This window comes from Pseudomonas sp. Fl5BN2 (assembly GCF_009908205.1).
GTDB lineage: Bacteria > Pseudomonadota > Gammaproteobacteria > Pseudomonadales > Pseudomonadaceae > Aquipseudomonas.
In genome coordinates this window covers 72,073-95,263 of record NZ_JAAARL010000005.1, presented here as the reverse complement: position 1 = coordinate 95,263, position 23,191 = coordinate 72,073, and the positions used below count along the sequence as shown (strand labels likewise).

At 62.8% G+C, this 23,191-nt stretch carries 20 protein-coding genes; 14 read left to right on the top strand and 6 right to left on the bottom strand.

Translation table 11 applies throughout. From position 1 onward, the window contains the following. Positions 1-19 precede the first annotated feature (19 nt). Entirely contained in the window at positions 20-1,321 is a 1,302-nt protein-coding gene (locus GV819_RS08490) for a serine/threonine transporter (RefSeq protein ID WP_161755468.1), read from the bottom strand. Positions 1,322-1,384: 63 nt separating this feature from the next. After that, on the bottom strand, positions 1,385-2,761 hold the full coding sequence (locus GV819_RS08485; RefSeq protein WP_161755466.1) for an L-serine ammonia-lyase: 1,377 nt from the start codon (positions 2,759-2,761) through the stop codon (positions 1,385-1,387). A 135-nt stretch (positions 2,762-2,896) separates the two neighbouring features. On the opposite strand from GV819_RS08485, the gene GV819_RS08480 reads away from it, so the two are divergent. Beyond that, positions 2,897-3,844: a LysR substrate-binding domain-containing protein gene (locus GV819_RS08480; protein WP_161755464.1), complete on the top strand. Its 948-nt coding sequence runs from the start codon at positions 2,897-2,899 to the stop codon at positions 3,842-3,844. A 213-nt stretch (positions 3,845-4,057) separates the two neighbouring features. Next, complete coding sequence (locus GV819_RS08475; RefSeq protein ID WP_161755462.1) at positions 4,058-4,465, top strand: HPF/RaiA family ribosome-associated protein; 408 nt, start codon at positions 4,058-4,060, stop codon at positions 4,463-4,465. A gap of 97 nt (positions 4,466-4,562) precedes the next feature. Here the strand turns inward: GV819_RS08475 and fecA are convergent, their stop codons facing one another. From fecA to GV819_RS08460, 3 genes are all read right to left on the bottom strand, one after another. Beyond that, positions 4,563-6,917: a TonB-dependent Fe(3+) dicitrate receptor FecA gene (fecA, locus tag GV819_RS08470; protein WP_161755460.1), complete on the bottom strand. Its 2,355-nt coding sequence runs from the start codon at positions 6,915-6,917 to the stop codon at positions 4,563-4,565. A 151-nt stretch (positions 6,918-7,068) separates the two neighbouring features. Next, on the bottom strand, positions 7,069-8,034 hold the full coding sequence (locus tag GV819_RS08465; RefSeq protein ID WP_161755458.1) for a FecR domain-containing protein: 966 nt from the start codon (positions 8,032-8,034) through the stop codon (positions 7,069-7,071). Between the two features lie 8 nt (positions 8,035-8,042). Further along, positions 8,043-8,561, bottom strand: coding sequence for a sigma-70 family RNA polymerase sigma factor (locus GV819_RS08460; RefSeq protein WP_178125109.1), 519 nt, complete (start codon positions 8,559-8,561; stop codon positions 8,043-8,045). A 189-nt stretch (positions 8,562-8,750) separates the two neighbouring features. Here GV819_RS08460 and GV819_RS08455 point away from each other — a divergent pair, with 189 nt between their 5' ends. The 12 genes from GV819_RS08455 to GV819_RS08400 all read left to right on the top strand — a co-directional run bounded on the left by GV819_RS08455 (position 8,751) and on the right by GV819_RS08400 (position 22,357). Further along, a complete protein-coding gene (locus GV819_RS08455) occupies positions 8,751-9,056 on the top strand; it encodes a DUF3649 domain-containing protein (RefSeq protein WP_161755454.1) in 306 nt (101 codons plus the stop codon). Then, positions 9,053-10,639, top strand: a complete 1,587-nt coding sequence (locus GV819_RS08450) for a PepSY-associated TM helix domain-containing protein (RefSeq protein ID WP_161755452.1) — start codon at positions 9,053-9,055, stop codon at positions 10,637-10,639. The genes GV819_RS08455 and GV819_RS08450 overlap by 4 nt, the downstream gene beginning before the upstream one ends. Next, on the top strand, positions 10,640-10,966 hold the full coding sequence (locus GV819_RS08445) for a DUF3325 domain-containing protein (protein ID WP_161755449.1): 327 nt from the start codon (positions 10,640-10,642) through the stop codon (positions 10,964-10,966). 14 nt (positions 10,967-10,980) lie between these two features. Then, positions 10,981-11,556 (top strand): RNA polymerase sigma factor, encoded by a 576-nt coding sequence (locus GV819_RS08440; protein WP_161755447.1) that lies wholly within the window; start codon positions 10,981-10,983, stop codon positions 11,554-11,556. Further along, positions 11,553-12,542, top strand: a complete 990-nt coding sequence (locus tag GV819_RS08435; protein ID WP_161755445.1) for a FecR family protein — start codon at positions 11,553-11,555, stop codon at positions 12,540-12,542. Before GV819_RS08440 ends, GV819_RS08435 begins: the two co-directional genes overlap by 4 nt. Before the next feature lie 169 nt (positions 12,543-12,711). Continuing rightward, positions 12,712-13,119, top strand: coding sequence for an ExbD/TolR family protein (locus tag GV819_RS08430; RefSeq protein WP_161755443.1), 408 nt, complete (start codon positions 12,712-12,714; stop codon positions 13,117-13,119). 4 nt (positions 13,120-13,123) lie between these two features. Next, the gene (locus GV819_RS08425) at positions 13,124-13,888 is read left to right on the top strand and encodes an energy transducer TonB family protein (RefSeq protein WP_161755441.1); all 765 of its coding nucleotides are present in this window, start codon (positions 13,124-13,126) and stop codon (positions 13,886-13,888) included. A 43-nt stretch (positions 13,889-13,931) separates the two neighbouring features. Beyond that, positions 13,932-16,172: a TonB-dependent receptor family protein gene (locus GV819_RS08420; protein WP_161755439.1), complete on the top strand. Its 2,241-nt coding sequence runs from the start codon at positions 13,932-13,934 to the stop codon at positions 16,170-16,172. A 28-nt stretch (positions 16,173-16,200) separates the two neighbouring features. After that, positions 16,201-16,845, top strand: a complete 645-nt coding sequence (locus GV819_RS08415; protein WP_161755437.1) for a MotA/TolQ/ExbB proton channel family protein — start codon at positions 16,201-16,203, stop codon at positions 16,843-16,845. 134 nt (positions 16,846-16,979) lie between these two features. Then, positions 16,980-18,683: a bifunctional metallophosphatase/5'-nucleotidase gene (locus tag GV819_RS08410; RefSeq protein ID WP_161755435.1), complete on the top strand. Its 1,704-nt coding sequence runs from the start codon at positions 16,980-16,982 to the stop codon at positions 18,681-18,683. A gap of 183 nt (positions 18,684-18,866) precedes the next feature. After that, positions 18,867-21,305 (top strand): TonB-dependent siderophore receptor, encoded by a 2,439-nt coding sequence (locus GV819_RS08405; RefSeq protein ID WP_161755433.1) that lies wholly within the window; start codon positions 18,867-18,869, stop codon positions 21,303-21,305. Next, positions 21,305-22,357 (top strand): hypothetical protein, encoded by a 1,053-nt coding sequence (locus tag GV819_RS08400; protein ID WP_161755431.1) that lies wholly within the window; start codon positions 21,305-21,307, stop codon positions 22,355-22,357. Before GV819_RS08405 ends, GV819_RS08400 begins: the two co-directional genes overlap by 1 nt. Here the strand turns inward: GV819_RS08400 and GV819_RS08395 are convergent. Beyond that, entirely contained in the window at positions 22,354-23,187 is an 834-nt protein-coding gene (locus tag GV819_RS08395; RefSeq protein WP_161755429.1) for an acid phosphatase, read from the bottom strand. The two genes, GV819_RS08400 and GV819_RS08395, sit on opposite strands and share 4 nt — an antisense overlap. Positions 23,188-23,191 lie beyond the last annotated feature (4 nt).

Here is a 23,191-nt window from a genome sequence, read left to right as displayed (position 1 = left end):
TTTTTTATCCCGGTCCGTTTCAGGGCAGGAACGAGTAAATGATCGCTGACAGTGCGATCAGGCCGATCAGCACCACGAACAGGTTCGACAGCTGGCCCGAATACTGGCGCAGTGAAGGCACCCGCTGGATCGCGTACATCGGCATCAGGAACAGCAGGCAGGCAATCACCGGCCCGCCCAGGGTTTCGATCATGCCCAGGATGCTCGGGTTGAACGTGGCCACTGCCCAACAGGCGAGGACCATGAACAGAGCGGTGATCTTCTCCAGGCGGCCGGCCGACAGGGAGCGACCGCGGCCGCGCAGGCTTTTCACGATCAGCCCCTGGAAGCCTTCGCTGGCGCCGATGTAGTGGCCGAGGAACGACTTGGTGATGGCCACCAGGGCGATCAGCGGTGCGGCATAGGCGATGACCGGGGTCTGGAAGTGATTGGCCAGGTACGACAGGATCGAGATGTTCTGTGCCTTGGCTGCCATCAGGTCCGCCGGCGACAAGGCCAGCACGCAACTGAAGCAGAAGAACATCACTGTCAACACCATCATGCCGTGGGCCATGGCCAGGATGCCGCTGCTCTTGCGCTCGGCCTGGGCGCCGTACTCACGCTTCTGATCCACCGCGAAGGCCGAGATGATCGGCGAGTGGTTGAAGGAAAACACCATCACCGGAATCGCCAGCCACAGGGTCTTGAAGAACAGCGACAGGGACATGCCCTCGCTGGCCGAGGCGAAGAACGCGCCGTTCCAGTTGGGGATCAGGCTCAGGGCCAGCAACAGCAACGCGGCCACGAAGGGATAGACCAACAGGCTCATGGCCTTGACGATGAAGCCCTGGCCGCAGCGCACGATGGCCATCAGGCCGAGGATCAGCAGCAGCGACAGCAGCGCCCGAGGGGGCGGGGTCACGTGCAACTGGTGCTCCATGAAGCTGCCCAGGGTGTTGGTCAGGGCCACGCTGTACACCAGCAGGATCGGGAAGATGGCGAAGAAGTAGAGCAGGGTGATCAGCTTGCCGGCGCCGACCCCGAAATGTTCTTCCACCACCTCGGTGATGTTCCCGGAACGTCCCGAGAGCACGAAGCGGGTCAGGCCGCGGTGCGCGAAGAAGGTCATGGGGAAGGCCAGCAGCGCCAGCACGATCAATGGCCAGAAACCACCGACCCCGGCGTTGATCGGCAGGAACAGGGTGCCGGCGCCGATGGCGGTGCCATACAGGCCGAGCATCCAGGTGGTGTCGTGCTTGCTCCAACCTTTTTCGGCCGTTGCGGTGTCGCGGTGTGTCGCTACAGCAGGGTTTTCGACAGCAGGTGTAGGTACATCGGTCATCGGTATCGCCTCGTTATTATTCTTGCTCGGGCTCACGTGGTTCGGACGGTCAGGGAAGGCTCCTCAGCATTCCACCCAGCTCACTGCCAGGCCGCCCCGTGAAGTCTCTTTGTATTTGTCGTGCATGTCGGCGCCGGTGTCGCGCATGGTGCGGATCACCCGGTCCAGGGAAATGAAGTGCTGGCCGTTGCCGCGCAGGGCCATCTGGGTGGCGTTGATCGCCTTCACCGCGGCAATCGCATTGCGCTCGATGCAGGGCACCTGCACCAGCCCGCCAACGGGGTCGCAGGTCAGGCCGAGGTTGTGCTCCAGGCCGATTTCAGCGGCGTTCTCCAGTTGCTCGGGGGTGGCCCCGAGAACTTCCGCCAGGCCGGCGGCGGCCATGGCGCAAGCCGAGCCCACTTCGCCCTGGCAACCGACTTCGGCGCCAGAGATGGAGGCGTTTTTCTTGCACAGGATGCCCACCGCGGCGGCCCCGAGAAAGAACGCCACGACATCGTCGTCAGAGGCCTGGGGATTGAATTTCATGTAGTAGTGCAGCACCGCCGGGATGATTCCCGCCGCGCCGTTGGTGGGGGCGGTGACCATGCGTCCGCCGGCGGCGTTTTCCTCGTTCACCGCCAGGGCGAACAGGTTGACCCACTCCATGGCAGAGAGCGTCGAGGTGATGACGTTGGGCTTGCCGATTTCCAGCAGGCTGCGGTGCAGTTTGGCTGCGCGCCGAGGCACGCCCAGGCCTCCGGGCAGGGTGCCTTCGTGGTGCAGGCCTTGCTCGACGCATTCGCGCATCACCGACCAGATATGCAGCAGGCCGCTACGGATCTCAGCGTCACTGCGCCAGGCTCGTTCGTTGGCCATCATCAGTTCGCCGACCCGCAGCTTGTGCTGCTTGCACAACGCCAGCAGTTGCGCGGCGCTGTTGAAGTCATAGGGCAATTCGACACTGGCGCCGGCCTCGGTCCCGGCCTCGACCTGGGCGGCCTCGATAATGAAACCGCCGCCCACCGAGTAGTAGGTCTGTTCGAACAGCTGGGTGTTTTCGTCAAAGGCCGTCAGCGACATGGCATTGGGGTGGTAGGGCAGGCTTTCGTCCAGTAACAGCAAGTCCTGGTACCAGTCGAAGGCAATGGCAGTACGGCCACCCAGCAGCAACTCGCCACTGTCGCGCAACTGCTGGATCCGCGGATCGATGCTGGTAGGGTCGATGCTGTCCGGCCATTCACCCATCAAGCCCATGACGCTGGCGCGGTCGGTGGCGTGACCGATACCGGTGGCGGACAGGGAGCCGTAGAGACGGATCTGCACACGCCGCACCTGTTGCTCCAGGCCTTGCTCGAAGAGCGCCTGGACGAACGTCGCGGCCGCCCGCATCGGGCCCACGGTGTGGGAACTGGAGGGGCCGATACCGACTTTGAAGAGATCGAAAACACTGATAGCCATGCTAAAGCCTTACAAGCAATGGAAGGTAGATCGCTGCCATTTTTTGTAGGCCAAGCGCAATGTCGGCGATACTGCCCGCCTGGGTCAGCACTGACCAACGAAACTTCCTAAGAGATCCTTTAGCAGGACTAAACGATGAGCCGTCAGTTTCATGCCCAGACCTATGTCTGGCTGCATGTGTTTTCCTGTGCCGCGCGGCACCTGTCCTTTACCCGCTGCGCCGAGGAACTGCACATCACCCCCGGGGCGGTCAGCCAGCAGATCCGCCAGTTGGAAGAACGCCTGGGTTTCCGCCTGTTTCACCGCCGGGCCCGAGGCGTCGAACTGAGTGCCGAGGGCCAGCGCCTGGCCCTGACCGTGAGCGAGGCCTATGGCAGTATCGATGCCGAATTGCGCCGCCTGGACGCCGGAATGATCGGCGGTACGCTGCGCCTGCGTTCGATTCCTTCGTTCCTCGGCAAGTGGCTGACCCCACGCCTGCCGCGCCTGCAGCAGCGTTACCCGGAAATCCAACTGCGCCTGGTGGCGGAGGACAGCAGCGTGGCCCTGCACGAAGGCGACTTCGACCTGGCCATCGACCTGAACGACGGCAGCTATCCCGGCCTGCAATCCACTGCGCTGCTGGATGAGCAGATTTTCCCAGTGTGCGCACCGAGCCTGCTGCGGGGTCGGCCGCCGCTGCACGGCCCGGTCGACCTGCTGCATTTTCCGTTGCTGCATGACATCACCGCCTGGCGCGGCAGCTACGAGTACGCCGAGTGGGAGTTCTACCTGAATGCCATTGGCTTTGAAGGCGCGGATGTGCGCCGCGGCCACACCTTCAACCGCAACCACCTGACCATCGAGGCGGCGATCGCTGGCATGGGGGTGGCAATTGCCCGGCGGACCCTGCTCAACGACGAGTTGGAGCGTGGCACCTTGATCGTGCCCTTTGGCCTCGCGGTGCCCAATCACAAGCGCTATGTATTGCTCTATGCACCAGGCGCCCTGAATCACCCGGGCGTGCGCGCGGTGCATGACTGGCTGGTGGAGGAGGCGGCGATTTTTCGCGGCCTGCACCCTCTGGGAGAGGGGCGATTGTGAGCGGTTGCGACTGCAGCCTGAGCCGGGCTAACTCCCGACATTAACAGCGCTATTGCAGTTTGTCCGGGTTTATTTGCGTATGAATATTTATCTTTTTTCAGGGCTTGAAATGTTCGTCGCGGTGCCTAATTGTGTAATCAAGAGGTCACGAAATGCAGGTTCAAGTGCATTGCCTTGACCCTCTTACGAGCAAGCTGAAATAAGGGAAGAACTATGCAAATCCAAGTCCATAGCGATAACCATATTCAAAGCAGCCTTCGGTTGGAGGAGTGGGTGCGCAGCACCGTTGAAAGCACGCTCGAACGCTACGAAGAAGACCTCACCCGGGTAGTGGTCCACCTGCGGGACGAGAACGGCGGAAAGTCAGGTCCGGACGATATGCGCTGCCAGCTGGAAGCCCGTCCGAAAGGTCACCAACCCATTTCCGTGACCCACAAGGCCGACACACTGGAACAGGCCATCGACGGCGCCACCGTCAAGCTGGAAAGTGCTTTGGAACACATGTTCGGCAAACTGCGCGGCAAACGTGCGGCGGCCGTGCCCAGCACCGATGGCAGCGAGGCTGATGCCTTGCTCGAAGAAGAATTCCTGGAAAACCAACAGGCCGCGCTCAATAGTTGACGGCTGAGTTTTACCCCCCACCGACGGGCCTGCATTGCAGGCCCGTTTTCGTTTGCGCAGCCAACGCCGGCCAGCCGGCGCAGGTCATGGTCGCTGGTCAGAATGCCACAGAGGTCTGTACGTAGAGGGTGCGGGGTTCACCCACGTACTTGCCCTTGTTGTTGTCGTCGAAGGAACGGGTGAAGTACTGGTGGTTGAAGATGTTCTTCACCCCCACCGCGACATTCAGGTCCGACAGCTGCGGGCCGAAGTCGTAACCGGCGCGGCTGCTGAACAGCATGTAGCCGGGGATGCGCCCGGTGCTGCCGTCGGCGCTTTCGGTGGCGGTGTTGGCATTGTCGGCGAACTGGCTGCTCTGGTAGCTGCTGTCGAAGTTGAGCTTCCACGGGCCTTCGGTGTAGCTCACGCCCAGGGTGCCTTTGTGCTTGGAAGAAAAGGGCACGCGGTTGCCCTTGTTCGCCCCGTCTTCGCGAATGCTGGCGTCGACGTAGGCGTAGGTGGCGTAGACATCGAAACCCGCCAGGGCCGGGTCCAGGCCGTCGAGGGCATAGTTGATGCTGCTCTCGATGCCCTGGTGACGGGTTTCGCCCCGGGCGATCACCGTGTCGTTGGTCTGGTTGCTGTCGTACTGGTTATCGAAGTTGATCAGGAACGCCCCGATCTCCGCCCGCAGAGCGCCATGGTCATAACGGGTGCCCACTTCCCAGGTGCGAGCCTTTTCCGGTTTGACTTCGCCGCTGGCCACGCGGTTGGGCATCTGGCTGTACTGCACGCTGCCGAAAGAGCCTTCGGTGTTGGCGTAGAGGTTCCAGCTGTCGTTGAGGTGATACATCACGTTCAGTGCCGGCAGCGCGGTGTTGTAGTCGCCTTTGTATTTGACGTGGCTGAGGTTGTTGCTCTGCTGCGACTCGATCATCTCGTAGCGGATGCCCGGGGTCAGGGTCCACTTGCCGATGTCGATCCGATCGTCGACAAAGAACGCGTGGGCTTCGGTGCCGCCACGGGTATCACGGTCGTTGCGACTACGGGTGGTCGGCAGTTGCTGATTGGCCGTGAGTGGCGTGCGATAGCGCAGTTCATGGCCGGCTTCGTTGATGTAGCGATAACCGACGCCCACTTCGTGGCTGCTGTCGCCCAGGTCGAAGCCCTGGGCGAAGCGGGTTTCCAGGCCGCGCACCCAATATTCCCGAGGCGACAGGGAAAGGAAGCTGCCCTGGTCCAGGTAGCCGCTGCGCAGGGTCTTGGTGAAGAAGCTGTTGACGGTGAATTCCCGGCGATCTTCCTGATAGCGGTAGCCGACGTTGAACATCGTCCGGCGACCCCAGAACTTGTCGTAGGGGCGGGTCGACTGATACGGGTCGGCCTTGTAGTTCGCCACGTTCAGGCCGCCGGGCATGTCCGCCTGGCCTTCATAGTACTGGGCCATGGCGTTGAAGCTGTTGGCCTCATCGAGTTGGTACTTGCCCTTGAGGATCAGGTCGTCGATCTGCGTGTCGCTGTGTTCGCGCCAGTCGCCGCCGCGGGTGCCGGAATACAGCAGGGCACCGCCCAGGCCATTGTCGGCGGTACCGCCGGCCAGCAGGTTGCCGGTTCTCTTGAAACCGTCACGGCTGGAGGACGGGCTGGTCTCGGTCTGAAAACCACCCTTGACCGTCGGCGCGTCGGGAATCGCCCGGGTCACGAAGTTGACGATGCCGCCGACGTTCTGCGGGCCGTAGCGCACAGCACCGCCGCCACGCACCACATCCACCGCGTCCATGTTGCCCATGCTGATGGGGGCGAACGACAGTTGCGGCTGGCCGTAGGGGGCGAACGGCACCGGGATGCCATCCATCAGCACTGTGGAGCGTGATGCCAGGCGCGGGTTGAGCCCGCGGATGCCGAAGTTCAGCGCCATGTCGTGGCTGCCGGTGCCATTGTTTTCCGGTGCATTGACCCCGGGTATGCGGTTGAGCACATCCCGCGCCTGGGTCGCGCCCTGGCGCTCGAACTCTTCACGGCGGATCACATCCCGGGCACCAGGGTGCTCGAAGACGTTGCTTTGCTGGGCATCGCCGAGCCAGTCGCCGACCACGGTGGACGCTCCCAGTTGCAGCGCTGCCGGGCTGCTCTCGGTGCTTGCCGGTTGCAGGCTGAAGGCATTGTTGCCCTCGGCCCGGGCTTGCAGGCCGGTGCCTTGCAACAGGGTCTGCAAACCTTCTTCAGGGCTGTAGTGACCTTCCAGGCCGTGGCTTTGTACACCGCTGGCGACCTGCGAACCGAAGGAAATCAGCACCCCGGCTTCACGCCCGAACTGGTTCAGCGCGCTTTCCAGTGATGTCGGGGCGATGTGATAGCTCTTGGCCTCGGCGGCCTGCAGCAATGGCAGGTTGGCAAGGCTCAGGCTGGCTCCCAGCAGCAAGTGGCGCAGGCTGCGGGCCAGGGGAGTGAGGCGGGTGGGTTGCGGGGTCATGAGCGGCGATCCTGAGAAGGGGGAATCAAGGTGGCTTTCCTTCTCTGTCACCCGAGCCGGGCAAAACGGCTCATCGGTCATGAAAGTTTTTTCCTGGCCTGGAGCACGCCCCATGTGGTGGCCGTGGTTCAGGGGCAGCAGCGGGTCAGAATTACACCCGCGCCTCGACAGTGACCCAGTACCGGGTAAACCGCCGGACTTTGACAGGCAGGCTGATTTCCAACAGATCGAGAATCCGTTCGCTGTCCTCCAAGGGATAGCTGCCGGAAATCAGCAGGTCCGCCACCCGCGCATCGCAGTTCAACTGGCCACGGCGGTAACGCCCCAGCTCGTCGAGAAAATCCGCCAGGCGCATGTGCGCCGCCACCAGCATGCCTTCGCTCCAGGCGCCGCTGCCCGCATCCAGCGCCCGGGGGGCTTGCCAGCTGTTGCTGCTGAAATACAGTTGCTGCCCGGCGGGCACCGCGGGCGGTGTCGCCGGGTAATTCTCCGGCAGCACGCTGGCAGTACCGCTGAACACCGCCACCTGGGTGCGATCCTGGAATTGCCGCAGGTTCAACCTGGCACCTGCGGAGCGCACCAGCCCCTGGGCGGTCTGCACCAGCAGTGGCCGCGGGTCCTTGCTGCTGCTGAGCATGATCTCGCCCTCCAGCAGGCGGATCAGCCGTTGCTCGCGGTCAAAATGCACATCCACGGCACTGCGGGTGTTGAGTTGCAGTTGGCTGCCATCACTCAGTTGCAACGTGCGTCGCTGGCCCACGGCGCTGCGGTAGTCCGCTAGCAGCGGCGGCAGTGGGTTGTGTTCACGCAGGCCCCAGGCCGCAGCCGAACCGGCGCCGAGAATCAGCAGCAGCTTCAGCGCCTGGCGCCGGCTGCCGGACTGAGGTGCGTTCAAGGCGGCATGGGCCAGGGGCGAGGACAAACCGCGCAAACGCAGATTGACCCGCTGGATATGCTCCCAGGCCCGTTGATGTTCGCTGTGGGCATCGTGCCATTGCTGCCAGGCCTGTTGCTGGCGCGGGTTCAAGGGGCCGCCCTGCATTTCGATCAGCCAGTGCACCGCCTGCTCGGCCACCTGATTGCTGAAGTCGGGCTGGCCATTGAATTGTGGATTCATCGCGGGGCTCACAGGGCGAAGTAGCAGCGCATGGCGGCTTTATTCAGGTGGCGTTTGACCGTGGCGATGGAAATGTTCAGCTCCTGGGCGATTTCGCCGTAGGTCAGGCCGTCCAACTGACACAGCAGAAAGGCGCGCTTGACCGGGCGCGGCAAGCCATCGAGCAGTACATCCAGCTCCATCAGGGTCTGCAGGATGATGGCTCGCTCCTCCTCGGAGGGGGCTACCTGCTCCGGCATCTGCGCCAGGGTTTCCTGATAGGCGCGTTCCAGGTCCTGACGCCGGTAGTGGTTGCACAGCACTCGTTTGGCGATGGTGGTGAGAAACGCCCGAGGTTCGACCAGGGTCGGTGTTTCCCGGGCGCTGAGCACGCGGATAAAGGTGTCCTGGGCCAGGTCGGCGGCGCTGTGGGGGCAGCCGAGCCGGCGCCGCAACCAGCTGTTCAGCCAGCTGTGATGGGCCTGATAGAGGCCTTCGACGGTAGCGGAGTGGGACAAGCCGAACGCTCCTGCGGCAATCGCACGCATAAGAGAACAAGAATTGTTCGCATTGTAATGTTCTGATATGGCATTCGGCAATCAGCCCGGACCGATGGAAACAGACGGAGCTCGTCGGTGCTTTTTGCGTATGAGAATATTTATCATTAGTATTGTCCGCCTATTGCGTCCGGCCGCTTATGCAACGTCCCGGGCTTCTCCTCGCTGTAAGGTCCAAACATGAAAAGCAAGGTCGGCGGAACTCCCGCTTCCTATCGTCTGGCGGTTGCCTCGCGGGTCTGCGCTGCGGTTGTGGGTGGTTATCTGTTGGCGGCGCTGTCCAGTGTCTGCCTGACCTTGTTGCTGCCCTTGCCCCAGGCCGATGCGGTGGTCAGCGGGATGCTCAGCTCGTTCCTGTTCTACCTGGTGGCGGTGCTCTGGTGCTTTGCCTGTCGCACGGCCTGGCAGGCCTGGCTCGGCTTGTTGGTGCCGAGCCTCGGGCTGGGGCTGATCGCCGGCGGTGCGTATTGGATGGCGTTCCCATGAAAGAAGGGTTTCGTCAGTCCATGGCCTGGTTGCACACCTGGAGCGGGCTGCTGTTCGGTTGGCTGTTGTTCGCGATTTTTCTCACCGGGACCTTGTCCTACTTCAAGGATGAGATCACCCACTGGATGCAGCCGGAGGCGCCGTCCCGAACCTTGAACGCCGATGCCAGCCTGGAAGTCGCCCAGCGCTACCTGGAGCAGCACGCCCAGGGGGCGCAACGTTGGTTCATCAATCTGCCCGATGGCCGCCAGCCAAGCCTGTCGGTGGGCTGGCAGGCGCCGAGCAAGCCCGGTGAACGCGGCACCTTTACCGAGAAACTCCTGGACCCGACTACCGGCGGCGAACTGCATGTACGGGACACCCGTGGCGGCGAGTTCTTCTACCGCTTCCACTTCCAGTTGCAGATGCCCTATCCATGGGGCCGGTGGTTGTCGACCACGGCGGCCATGGTGATGTTCGTGGCGCTGATCAGCGGCATTATTACCCACAAGAAAATCTTCAAGGACTTCTTCACCTTCCGTCCGCGCAAGGGCCAGCGCAGCTGGCTTGATGGGCATAACGCGGTGGGCGTGCTGGTGCTGCCGTTTCACTTGATGATCACCTACAGCAGCCTGGTGATCTTCATGTCCATGGTCATGCCGGCGAGCATCCTGGCGTCCTACAAGGGCGACACCGATGCCTTCTTCAAGGACCTGCGTCCCGCCATCAACAGCGCGCCGGCAGCCGGGCAGCCGGCACCGCTGGTGGCCCTCGACCCGCTGCTCAAGCAGGCCCTGGCGCATTGGCCGGGCGGTCGTGTGGGACGGCTGGTGGTCAATCATCCGGGAGATATCAATGCCTCAGTTCTGGTCTATCGCCACCGCGCCGATCAGGTCGCCCGGGACTTCGGCAGCATGCGCTCGTTCAGCGGCGTGACCGGCCAGCCGCTGCAAGCCAGCCCCGAGCAGTCCCTGCCGCAGGCCATCAGCGGCAGTTTCTACGGCTTGCACGTGGGCAATTTCGCCGGCCCGGTGTTGCGTTGGCTGTACTTTATCTGTGGCCTGGCGAGCACCGCGATGATCGGCACCGGGCTGGTGATCTGGCTCGGCAAGCGCCAGTTGAAACACGCCAAGAGTGCGGTGATGCCCTTCGAGTTGCGGCTGGTGGAAGTGCTGAACATCGCCAGCATGTCCGGGCTGGTAATCGCGGTGGCGGGGTTCTTCTGGGCCAATCGGCTGTTGCCGGTGGCGTTCGCCGAGCGTGCCGATTGGGAGGTCAACTGCTTCTTCATTCTCTGGGGCGTGAGCCTGCTGCACGCGGCGCTGCGGCGCGGCCGTCGCGCCTGGGTCGAGCAACTGAGCCTGGCTGCCCTGTTGTTCACCAGCATTCCATTGCTCGATGCCCTGACCAGCCCTAGCCGGATGGATGGCTTCATGGTCCGGGGTGACTGGATGTTGGCAGGCTTCGACCTGGCGTGCCTGGCTGGCGGCCTGTTCCTGGCCTGGGCCGCGCGCAAGATGCAGCGCGCCGGGCATGTTGCCGCCCGTGCCGCGCCGCGTGCCACCCGTACACGTCCACTGGCCCCTGAAACCGAGGTGAACTGAATGCTCCTGGCGTTGCTGCTCTGTTATGCCGGATTCACCGCCCTGTGCCTGTCCCTGGACCGGCACCACGGCGAGCTGTTCGGCTACAAGCCCACGGCTCGGCGCCGGCATGGCTTGCGCCTGGGAGGCTGGCTGCTGCTGGGCCTGTCGTTGGCGGCAGCGGTGCTGGATACCGGCTGGAGCCTGGGGCTGGTGCAGTGGTGTGCGGTGTTGATGTGCAGCGCCTTGCTGCTGGTACTGCTGCTGCCTTATCGCCCCCGCCTGGTGCTGTCGATGGCGGGGGCCAGCTTGCTGGCCAGTCCGGTCGCCGCCTTGGCGCATTTCTGAGGGAGCGGCCGGTGATGAGCACCCTGCCACCGGAACCCACTGAGTTGGATCACCCCGATCCACGGGGCAGCCGTGCGCATTTTCTCCAGGTGTTCCTGTCCCAGCGTTCGCAGATGGAGGCCCTGGTCAGCCGTCGGGTCGGCTGCCGGGCGACGGCCGCCGACCTGGTGCAGGACCTGTTCCTGCGGTTCTGGCGTCGGCCGCTGGTGCAGGTCGAGGAACTCAGCACCTACCTGCTGCGCTGTGCCGGCAACATTGCCATCGATCATCTGCGCAGTGAAGGCGCGCGGGTGCGGGTCAGTGAAGGCTGGTTGCCGGAGCAGCAGGACAACCGCAGCATCGAGCCCCAGGCCGCGCTGGAAGCCGGCAATGACCTGCGACATGTGGAGGCCGCCTTGCGCAGCCTGCCGGAGCGTACCCGGCAGATCTTCCTGCTCAACCGCATCCATGGGCGAAAGTACGCCGAAATTGCCAAGGCCATGGGGCTGTCCCAAAGTGCCGTGGAAAAACATATGATGCGCGCCCTCGAAGCCTGCAAGGCCAGCCTGCGGGAACCCGCGACCACGCGCACGCCAAGGAATGCACCGTGAACCACCGCTCCTGCGTCATCCCGACGCCCGCCCAGGAACAGGCCGCCCTGGCCTGGCTGAGCCTGCTCCACGATCAACCCAGCAGCGGCGACCAGGCTACCTTCAGCCATTGGCTGCAGGCCGATCCGGCACATATCGAGGCTTATGCCCAGGCCCAGGTGCTGTGGGAGTTGAGCGAACAACCGGCGCGCACTCTGGCGACCGAGGAAGCTTTTGCCCTGCAAGGATTGTTGCGTGCCATGGATGCGGCCAAGGGGCGCGCTCGGCGGCGCTGGTCGGCAGGCCTGGCCATGGCCGCCAGTGTGGTGCTGGCGGTGGCCTTGGGGGCCGGTTGGCAACTCGGGCGCTGGGTCGATGACCTGGGAGCCGATTACGTCTCGGCCCCGGGCCAGGTACGTACCGTGGTTCTCGCCGACCAGAGTGCTGTGACCCTGGATGCCGACAGTGCGATTGCTGTGGATTTCAGCCATGGCGAACGGCATGTGCAACTGCGGCGCGGGGCCGGTTTCTTCAGCGTGAGCCATACCGGGCAACCCTTCGTGGTCGAGGCCGGGCAGGGCGAGGCCCGGGTCCTGGGCACCCAGTTCGAAGTGCGCCTGCAACCCGGGGGTGCGCAGGTCACGGTGCTGTCCGGGCGGGTTGCCGTCACCGCGGCAAAAGGTGCGCCGCAGCAGGTGCTCGGCGCCAGCCAGCAAGTGGCGTACGGCCAGGGCGAGGCAGAACCGTTGCATGGCGTCGACAGCGAGGCGCAACTGGCCTGGCGTCAAGGCTGGCTGAACTACTATCACGCGCCCTTGGCCGAGGTGGTCGAAGACCTGCGACGCTATTTTCCGGGACGTATCCTGATGCTCAACAATCAGTTGGCTGACCGACGGGTCAGTGGCAGCTTTTCCAGCCATGACCCGCAGGCAGTTCTCGACTCCCTGCAGGCGGCGCTGGGCTTTGAGCAGCACAAGGTACTCGGAAGGCTCATCGTCCTGCGCTGAGACCCCCATCCCAGAGCTCCCGAACATTCATCGATATCACCCCGTTCTGTCACTAAACCGTTACACGTAGCGCGGATGATCTGCGCATTCCTGAACACATGGTCAGGATCGGCGAGGGTTGTGATTCAGCTCTCACAAGGGAGGGATGGCTGAAGCAGGGGGACAAGTGATGCGCAGCTGGGATGTAGCTAAAAAGAAAAAGGCCCATATCGAAATCATCCCGATGATCGATGTGATGATGTTCCTCTTGGTGTTTTTCGTACTCATCAGCCTCAACGTGATTCCGGCGGTGGGGATCAAGACGCAATTGCCGGTCGCCAGTACCGCGCAACAACTGAAACCGCAGAGCAAGGCGGTGATTACCCTGGGTCTGCAAGAGCGCCTGCAACTCGATGGCCAGGACCTGGATGAAGGTACGCTGTTGGCACAACTTAAAGTGCTTAACGACAGCAGCGAAAAGTTGGTGATCATTATTAATAGCGACCAGGGTGTTGAAGTTAAGCGCCTGGTATCGGTGATGGATTTGCTCAAGGGCAATGGCTTCTCTTCCGTCTCTATCGCTACACGTAAGTCCTGACGCCATGTTTGGTTTATATAAAACCCGCAAGTTGGTGGCGTGCTTGTTGCCGGCCGCTTTGCTGGCACTGGTCATTTACGCCAGCCAGTTGCAAAGCCTGCAGATCAAGCCGGTCTACGACGAGAGCACGGTAGAGATTGCGCTGATTGATGCCGCTGAACTGGTGGCCGCAGTCGAGCCAGTGCCTCCTGAGCCCGAGCCGCTGCCGATCGAACCCGAGCCACCGCTGGTGGTGCCGGATGAAGAGCCGCTGGTGATCGAGCCGCCGAAACCCAAGCCCGTGCTCAAGCCGAAACCGCCCGTGCCCAAGCCGTTGGTGGCCAAGCCCCAACCGCCCCGACCGGCACCGGTGGAAGTCGCCAAGAGTGCCCCGGCTCCGCAGCCCGCGGTGGCGGCAGCGCCGCGACCGGCGGTTGCCGCACCGACACCTGCACCAGTGCCTGCTCCGGCAGCGCCCAATGGTGCGATCAAGGAAAGTCTGTACACCGCCGCTTTGCGCAAGGAACTGGAAAAGCACAAGCAATACCCCAGCGGCCGCGAGGCCTCGTTGCAACGTCCCCAGGGCGATGTGGTGATCTGGCTGGAAGTCGATCGGGCCGGCAACGTGCTCGACAGTGGCATCGAAAACAAGGCGCCGAACATGTTGCTCAATCGCGCTGCGCAAACCAGTTTGCGCCGCGTGGAGAAAGTCTCACCGTTTCCCTCGGATGCATTCTCCGGCAAGAACAAGCAACGGTTTACCGCGACCTTTAGTTACAACGTGGAATAAACCCATCACCTATTAACGAAAGTTGTAAGCAAGGGATTGACCCGTGAAGATCAATAAACTTTATGCCCTGCTTCTGGCATCGGGCCTGGGCAGTTTTGCGCCATTGGTTTTGGCCGACGATACAGTTGACGTCGGTTCGGTGAACGTTGCCGGTAAACAGACCCTGGGCAACGGCCACATGATCAAGGAAGAAAGCGCCAAGGGGCGCTCCACCGTGACCAAGGAAGCCATGGACCAGATGGCCCCCACCGCCAACGCCGTGGACAAGCTCAAGTACACCCCGGGGATCAACGTTTCCAGTACCGACGCCACGGGCCTGAGCGGCACCAACTTCACCATGCGCGGGATGAACTCCGACCAGGTCGGGCTGTCCTCCGACGGCTTCCCGATCAACGACTCGGGGGACTACGCGATTTACACGAACCTGATGGGCGACCCGGAGAACTTAAGTGAAGTCTTCGTCACCCAGGGCTCGTCGGAAGCCGACGGCCCGCACATTGGCTCCAGCGGCGGCAACATCGGCCTGGTGACCATACGCCCGAGCAAGGACTTCGGCGTGTTCGCCAAGCAGTCCATCGGCTCGAACAACGTGCGCAAGAGCTTCGCCCGTCTCAACACCGGTGACCTGGGCGGCTTCAAGACCTGGGTCTCGGCGTCCCACACCGAGGGCGACAAGTGGCGGGGCAAGGGCACCCTGCGGGCCGACAAGATCGAGTGGAGCACGCTGTTCGAAGACGGCAACGGCAACTCAACCAGCGCCATCGTCAAGTACAACCTGCAGGAGAACTACAACTACAACAGTGTCAGCAAGTCGCAGTTCCAGACCCAGGGCCGGCGCCTGGACTACTCGGAAAACACCGTGTTCAAGAACGGCAACGTGTCCCAGTCCTACAAGCTCAACCGTAACCCGTTCGAGAGCGTGACCGCTTCGGTGACCCAGCGCTTCCAGCTGCGCGACGACCTGAGCCTGACCTTCAACCCGTACTACGTCTGGTCCAACGGCGGCAGCTTCAGCGGCCAGACCGCCACCACCTTGTCCAGCACCTCAAGCAAGGCCGGCAACTACAACCTCAGCGGCTTGCCCACTGGCACTTACTATCGCCCGTCATGGACCGAGACCTGGCGCCCCGGGATGACCACCAAGCTCAAGTGGGACCTCAACGAAGCACACAGCCTGGACTTCGGCTACTGGTACGAGCGCGCCCGCCAGCGCCAGACCCAGCCCTTCATCGGGATCAAGGGCAACGGTGCGCCGGAGGATGTCTGGGGCGACTACAACGGTTCCGACCAACTGGTGGACCGCAATGGCGCCACGGTCCAGGGCCGTCACCAATACACCGTGACCCCGGCGCAGAAGCTCTGGGTGCAGGACACTTGGCAAGCGACCCCGGACCTGACCCTGACCGGGGCCCTGGCCTACCAGTACGTGGAACGTGACGGCGACAACCTCGGCAGCCTCACCGACAAACCGGAAAAACGCGACGCCAAGTACCACCAGTTCCTGCCCAGCTTCAACGCCAAGTACCAGATCGACCCGAACAATCAGGCGTTCTACAACGTCACCCGCAACATGCGCACGCCGCCCAACTACGTGCTCTACAACAAGGGTGACGCCATCAGCCTGAAACCCGAGCTGAGCTGGAACCAGGAGCTGGGCTGGCGCTACAGCGAAGAGAACATGGCCCTGAGCGCAACCTTGTTCTACATCAGCTTCAAGGATCGGCAGATCTCTACCACCGACCTCAATGGCGACTATGTAGTGGCCAACGTCGGCGAAGTGAAGAACCGCGGCCTGGAGCTGGAGTGGAGCGGCAAGTTGCCACACAACTTCAACTACTACGCCTCGTACACCTACACCAAGTCCGAGCAGATGGACGACCTGACCAACAAGAACGTGCTGTTGCCGACCTCCGGCAAACAGTTGGCCAACGTGCCGCAGAACATGCTCAACCTGAGCCTGGGCTACGACGACTCGCGCTACTACGGCAACGTCGTCGGCAAGTACGTCGGCGCCTTCTACGGCGACCTGACCAACGACGAGAAGATCTCCGGGCGCACTGTGTTCGACCTCAATGCCGGTATCCACTTGCCGGTGGACAAGAAAGTGCTGAAGTCCGCGACCTTGCGCTTCTCCATGCTCAACGTGTTCGACAAGGAATACCTGGCCTCGACCCGCACCGTGTCGTTCAACACCCAGCGCACCAATGGCCTGGCGCCGAGCACGGCCTTCTACAACGTCGGTGAAGAACGCACCGCGATGGTCTCCCTGGAAGCCGGGTTCTGATTCGATTCAGGCACAAGAGGAAATGACGATGGACATGAATCTGCTGCACGACATCACCTTCTACACCATGTACGGCGCCGCCGCGATTGCCGCTTTTATCGCGGTGGAACGGGGCATCTACTTCAGTTTCAGCCTGCGCCAGGCGAAGAAACTGGAGGCCGTGCTCAACCCGAAAATGCACAGCGTCGACGACCTGCCCGCTGCGCTGCGCGAGCGCAACAGCCTGCCCCTGGAGATGCTTGGCGAACTGTTCGCGCACAAGCAGGGGCTGGCCAGCCACAAGGACCTGGAAGACCTCAGCGAGTCGATCTACATCGCCACCCGCAGCAAGCTGATGCATGGCCTGTGGCTGCTGGAAACCGTGGTTACCGCCGCACCGCTGCTGGGCCTGCTGGGGACCATCCTGGGGATCATCGACACCTTCAAGGCCCTGGCCGAGACCGGCGTCAGCGATCCTGGCGAAGTGTCCAAGGGCATCGGCACTGCGCTGTACGCCACTGCTTTGGGGATCGCCATCGCCCTGGGCAGCATGATCTTCCATAACCACTTCCAGGATCGGGTCGAGCGCATCACCGATCACCTGAAGATCCTCCTGCTGCGTGCCGGTATGGGCACGGCGCTAAAGGCTCCAGCGGCTGCGCCAGCGGTCCACGCCAGCCTGCAACCGGCTTGATGATCTACCCTCTGTAGCCGCTGGCGCAGGGAGTGATCGACGGCGAAGCCGACACTGTTTTTCAGCGTCCTTCGTCGTCTGATCGCGCTCTTCGCCAGCGGTATTTTTTTGCCGACTTGCCAAGGACTCTTTTCATGTCGCGTCTTCCTTCCATGCCTCGGCTGCTAGGTGCACTGACCCTGGCCCTGGTCACCCTGGCCGGTTGCAGTTCCCTGTCACACGAACCGCAACCGGTGGCGGTGAACATCGTCGCCATCAACGATTTGCACGGCTACCTGCAAGCCAACCCCTTCAGCATCAGGGACCCGCAAGCCCCTGGCGGCGTGCGCAAGCTCCAGGCGGGCGGTATTGCTACCCTCGGCGGCATGCTCGGCCAACTGCGCCAGCAGGACCCGCAATTGCTGTTCGTCGGTGCCGGCGACCTGGTGGGCGGTAGCCCGCCGCTGTCGGCCATGTGGGCCGACGAGCCGACCCTGGACGCCCTGCGCCAGATGGGCATGAAACTCAGCGCCATCGGCAACCACGAGCTGGATAACGGCAAGGCCGAGTTCCTGCGCCAGCTCAACGGTGGCTGCCAGTCATCGCGGCCGGACAAAGCCTGCCAGTTGCGCCCCAACTACCCGGGCAGCGGTTTCCCTTACCTGGCGGCCAACCTGATCGACAGTGACACCGGCAAACTGCTGTTGCCGGCCTATCGCATCGAAGAGGTGCGTGGGGTCAAGGTGGCGTTTGTCGGCGCAGTCCTGCGGGATGTGGCCTCAGTGGTCAGTGCCAAGGGCATGCGTGGCCTGCAGGTCACGGATGAAGCCGAATCCATCAATAAGTTGATCCCCGAACTCAACGCCCAGGGGGTCAACGCGATTGTCGCGGTGGTTCACCAGGGCGGTGGCACCCCGGAGCCTTTCGACAAGCCTGACTGCTCGCAACTCGGTGGTGACATTGTCGATGTCGCCAGGCGCCTCGATCCGGCAGTGGACGTGCTGATCAGCGCCCACTCGCACCAGGGCTACCTGTGCAAGGTCGGGCCGCTGCTGGTGACCCAGGGCAATTCCTACGGCCATTTGCTGACCCACCTGACCCTGCAAGTGACCCCGGGCCAACATCGGGTAGCCAGCATCCAGGCGGTCAACCTGGTGGCCGATCCGGCGCGTTATCCACAGGACAAGGCCCTGGCCGAACTGCAGCAGGAGGTCGAAGCCCGCAGCAACCAAGTGCTGCTCAAGCCGGTGGGCGCGATTGCCGCTTCGCCAATTGCCCGACGTGCCGACGACGCTGGGGAAATGCCCCTGGGCGACCTGATCGCCGATGCGCACCTGGCGGGCGGGCGGGCCAATGGGGCGCAGATCGCCTTCATGAACAACGGCGGCATTCGCAGCGACCTGGCCCTGGAGCCGGGGCAGACGCAGGTCAACTACGGACAGTTGGCGACCCTGCAGCCGTTCAACAACAACCTGATCGCCTTCGACCTCAGCGGTCGGCAGATCGAACAGGTGCTCAACCAGCAATGGAAGGGCGCCGACGATGCCAGCATCTTGCAAGTGTCCCAGGGCTTCAGCTATCGCTGGGATGCCAAGCGGCCGTTGGACAGCCGCGTGGTGCCGGGGAGCATTCGCCTGAACGGTAAGCCGCTGCAGGCCAAGGGCACTTATCGCCTGGTGATGAACGGCTTCCTGGCGGATGGCGGTGATCGTTTCAGCCTGTTCAAGAGCGGGACTAACCGCAGCGACCTGGGGGTTTCCGATCTGGACGCCATGCTCCAGTACCTCCGGGACATGGACCAGCAGGGCACGCCAGTGGGCTCAAGCAGCAGCGCCGGGCGTATCCAGCGGAGCAACTGACGCTCACGGGAACGTTAATCCGAACCGCGCCCTTTAGCCGCTGCTGCGGCTAACGGGCGCCTGGTTTTGCGGCGTTGAAAATATTTTCAAAAAACAGGTGAGGTTTTTCCACTCGAGACACGTGTACTGCTTGAAAGTGCGATTCATTCGCATCCACGGCGTTTCTACACACGAGTCTCAAGCATGAAGTCCAGGGCAAATTCGGCGGCAAATGGTTCAGTCAAACGCTGGTTCGGCGCTTCGGCGCTGGTGGTCTCGGGGTTGGCGCTGCTGCCCCTGAGCGTGGCATTGGCGGCCCAGGCCGGCAGTGAGCAACACCAGGCGCTGTTCAACTTCGCCATCGCGGCCAAGCCGCTGCCCCAGGCCCTCAGCGATTTCACCCGGGTCACCGGGATCAGTGTGGTCTACACCGATGAAGCGCCTTACCGCCTCCAGGCTCCGGCCGTCAGCGGCGCGCTCAGCGCCGAGCAAGCCCTGCAGCGGCTGCTGGGCAACTCCGGTTTCACCTACCGGCGCAGTGACGATCACACCCTGGTTCTTGAGCCTGTGCCGAAGAACGGCGGGCTGAGCCTGGACACCACCCACATCAGTACCTTGGGCCTCGATGAAAGCACCAGCTATCAGCCGCCGGCTACCACCTCGGTGGCACGCTCCCAGGCACTGAACCAGGAAATTCCGCAGATCATCAACGTGGTCCCGGCCCAGGTGCTGCGGGACCAGACTCCGCGCAACCTGGATGATGCCCTGAAGAATGTCAGCGGCATCACCCAGACCAACACCCTGGGCGGCACCCAGGATGCGGTGCTGCTGCGAGGGTTCGGCGATAACCGCAACGGCTCGATCATGCGTGACAGCATGCCGGTGGTGCAGGGCCGGGCGCTGAATGCCACGGCGGATCGGGTGGAAGTGCTCAAGGGGCCTTCGTCCCTGCTGTATGGCATCCAGGACCCGGGCGGGGTGGTCAACATCGTCAGCAAAAAGCCTGAACTGCAGCAGGCCACGGCCTTGACCGTGCGCGGCTCGAGCTACGGCTCAGGCAAGAACGGCAGCGGTGGCAGCCTCGACACCACCGGGCCGATCGGTGATTCCGGGCTGGCTTACCGGCTGATCGTCGATCATGAAGACGAGGACTACTGGCGCAATTTCGGCACCCACCGCGAATCGTTGGTGGCGCCGTCCCTGGCCTGGTACGGCGAGCGCACCAAGGTGCTGCTGGCCTATGAGCACCGCGAGTTCCTGACCCCGTTCGACCGCGGTACGGCCATTGATCCCAAGACCAAGCACCCGCTGAATATCCCGGCCAGCCGGCGCCTGGACGAGCCGTTCAACAACATGGAAGGGCGCTCTGACCTGTATCGCTTCGAGGTCGACCATGAGCTCAACGACGACTGGAAGGCGCACTTCGGCTACAGCTGGAACCGCGAGACCTACGACGCCAGCCAGGTGCGCCTGACCGCGGTGAACAGCAACGGCACCCTGACTCGGACCATGGACGGCACCCAGGGCGCGCTGACCACTGATCGTTACGCCACCGCCAGCCTGGAAGGCAAGGTGCAACTGGGCGGCATGCAGCACGACCTGGTGTTCGGCCTGGATGACGAGTACCGCAAGATCTACCGCGCCGACCTGATCCGGCAGAAAAGCCGGAGCACTTTCAACTACCTGAACCCGGTGTATGGCCGTGAAGTGGCCGGGACTACGGTCAGCGCTCCGGACAGCGGCCAGACCGATCTGCTGCGCAGCGATTCGCTGTTCTTCCAGGATGCCATTCACCTCACCGACCAGTGGATCCTGGTGGCCGGTGGACGCTTCCAGGAGTACGACCAGTACGCAGGTAAAGGCCGGCCGTTCCACGTCAACACCGACAGCAACGGGCAGAAGTTCGTGCCTCGCGCCGGCCTGGTGTACCGCTACACCGACCAGTTGTCGTTCTATGGCAGCTACACCGAATCGTTCAAGCCCAACTCCAGCATCGCCATGCTGGCTGGAGGCACCGCAGTGCTGGATGGCTCCATCGCGCCGGAAGAGGCCAAGTCCTGGGAGCTGGGGGCCAAGCTGGATATCCCCGGGCGCATCACGGCCAGCGCGGCACTGTTCGATATCACCAAGCGCAATGTTCTGGTGACCACCGCCACCGCCAGCGAGACCGTCACCAGCGTTGCCGGTGAAGTGCATTCCCAGGGCCTGGAACTGGACCTGACCGGGCAGTTGACGGATCAGTGGAGCCTGATCGGCAGCTACGCCTACACCGACGCCAAGGTGACCAAGGACACCCAGTACCAGGACAAGCAACTGCAGAACGTGGCCAAGAACACCGGCTCGCTGTCGGCGGTCTACGATTTTGGCAGCCTGCTCGGTGGCGACCGCCTGCGGGTCGGTGCCGGTGCCCGTTATGTCGGCGAGCGCGCCGGTGATGCGCCCAACAGTTTCGACCTGCCGGGCTACACCGTGGCCGATGCCTTCGCCACCTACGACACCAAGGTCGAAGGGCAGAAGGTCAAGTTCCAACTCAACGTGAAGAACCTGTTCGACAAGACCTACTACACCTCGTCGGTGAGCAAGTTCTTCGTGTCCATGGGCGATGCTCGTCAGGTGTCGTTGTCCAGCACCCTGGAGTTCTGATGAAAGCCTTGAGTCTGCTGTGCCTGACTCTGTCGTTGTGCGGGGCGGCCCTGGCGGCGGCTCCCGCCGATGAGCGTCTGTATCACCGCGAGCACACGGCGCAGTTGCCGGGCTCCGGTGACAGCTGGGGCTTTATCGCCCTGGACCCGACCCGGCCCTACCTGTTTCTTGCCCGACGGGACAATGGCCTGAGCGTGTTCGATGTGGATAAGCAGCGGCCCGTGCGTACTCTGGAGGATTCCGCCGGCGCCAATGGTGTGGTGTTCGTGCCGGAACTGGACCGGGTGTTGGTCCTCAACACTGACGGCAGCCTGACGGTGGTGGAGTTATCCACACTCAAGCCGCTCACGCGTATCGCAGTGACCCGGAGCAACCTCAACAGTGCTGTGTACGAGCCCAGGACCGGGCAGGTGATCATCGTCAGCGGGCGTCGGGCCGATCGCTCGACCCTGTTCGTATTCGACCCCAAGGCACAGCGGATCACCGCCGCCCATGAACTGGCGGTGAAGAAAATCGACCCGTTGTTGCTCAAGGGCGATGGCAGCTTCTTCTTGCCGATGCGCGATGAGGGGACGCTGGCGCGCCTGTCTTCCAGCAGCTTCAAGGTACTGGATCGCTGGCAGTATCCCGATTGCCCACGGCCCAGTGCCCTGGCCCAGGATGAACAGCGCGCACGCCTGTTCGTCGCCTGTCGTGGCGAGCGGCCAATGCTGCTGGTGCTTGACCGTGACAACGGTGCCTTGAAGGCCAGCTTGCCGATCACCCGGGACGTCAACGCCCTGGCCTACGATCCGCAGGCCCGGCGCTTGCTGATCGCCAGCGGGGTGGACGCCAACCTCAGCCTGATTGCCCAGCTCGATGCCGACCATTACCAGGCGCTGGGTACGGTCAGTACCCAGCCCATGGCCTACAACATGGCGTTTGATCCCCGTAGTCAGCGGGCTTACCTGGCAGCGATGGACTTCACCCAGCCGGCTCCGGCGCCGGGTGAACCGAAGCCGGATCCGCTGTTTCACGCCAATACTTTCAAGGTCATCACCCTGGCGCCCTAATCAGCACCGGATGTTTGCGCCAGGGCTTGGCTTTCAGCTTCGCAGTCCCGGTTGGCTGTCAGGCCCTTGGCGCGAACCGCCGCCAACTCTTGCCTGGCGGCGGCGAAATCAGCCTGGAAGGTGGGGTTGCTGTGCAAGCGCGTCACGGTTGCAGCACCTATCTCACGCCCCTCGCGGATATCGCTGTACCAGTGCACGTTGCACACCATGCGGCTTTCCGTATAGGCCCGGCCACGGGCCAAAAGGGCATCGCCGCGTTCCGGGGCCAGTTCGCTCAGCAACAACGCCCATGCCCAGCCAATCGAGCTGTGCCCGGACGGGTAGGAACCATTCTTGGCCAGCGCGGCCTCGTGATCCGGGGTGCAACTGGACTGCTGGTGGAACACAAAGGGCCGTGTCCGGTTGTATTGGTCTTTGGCGCTCGAGGTCGACAGTCCGGCATCGGTCAAGCTACGGCGCAAGACCCGGTACAGCGCGGGTGTCTGTTGTTCACTGATCGGAGCATCCAGGGCACAGGCAAAGGCCTCGGCGGCGGCGGGGAATTTCAGTTCGGCGTCGCTGATTGCCAACTCCCAGCGCTTGCTGCCACGCAAGGCCTGGTTCTTTTCAGACTGGTACAGGTCCAGAGAAAAAGCCGGTGTATCTGGAGCCGGCGGTGGCGGTAGCAGCAACAAACTATTGGGCAACTCGTCGTGGCTCAAATAGCCGATCAGGTAACCCGGGCTGGCCTCCGGGATGATTTCCTGTGGGGCACTTTGCTGGGCAATACTGGTATCGACCAGCGTTAGCAGTAACAGGCTGGTCAAACTCTTTGGTAATAGGCGTTTCATGTGT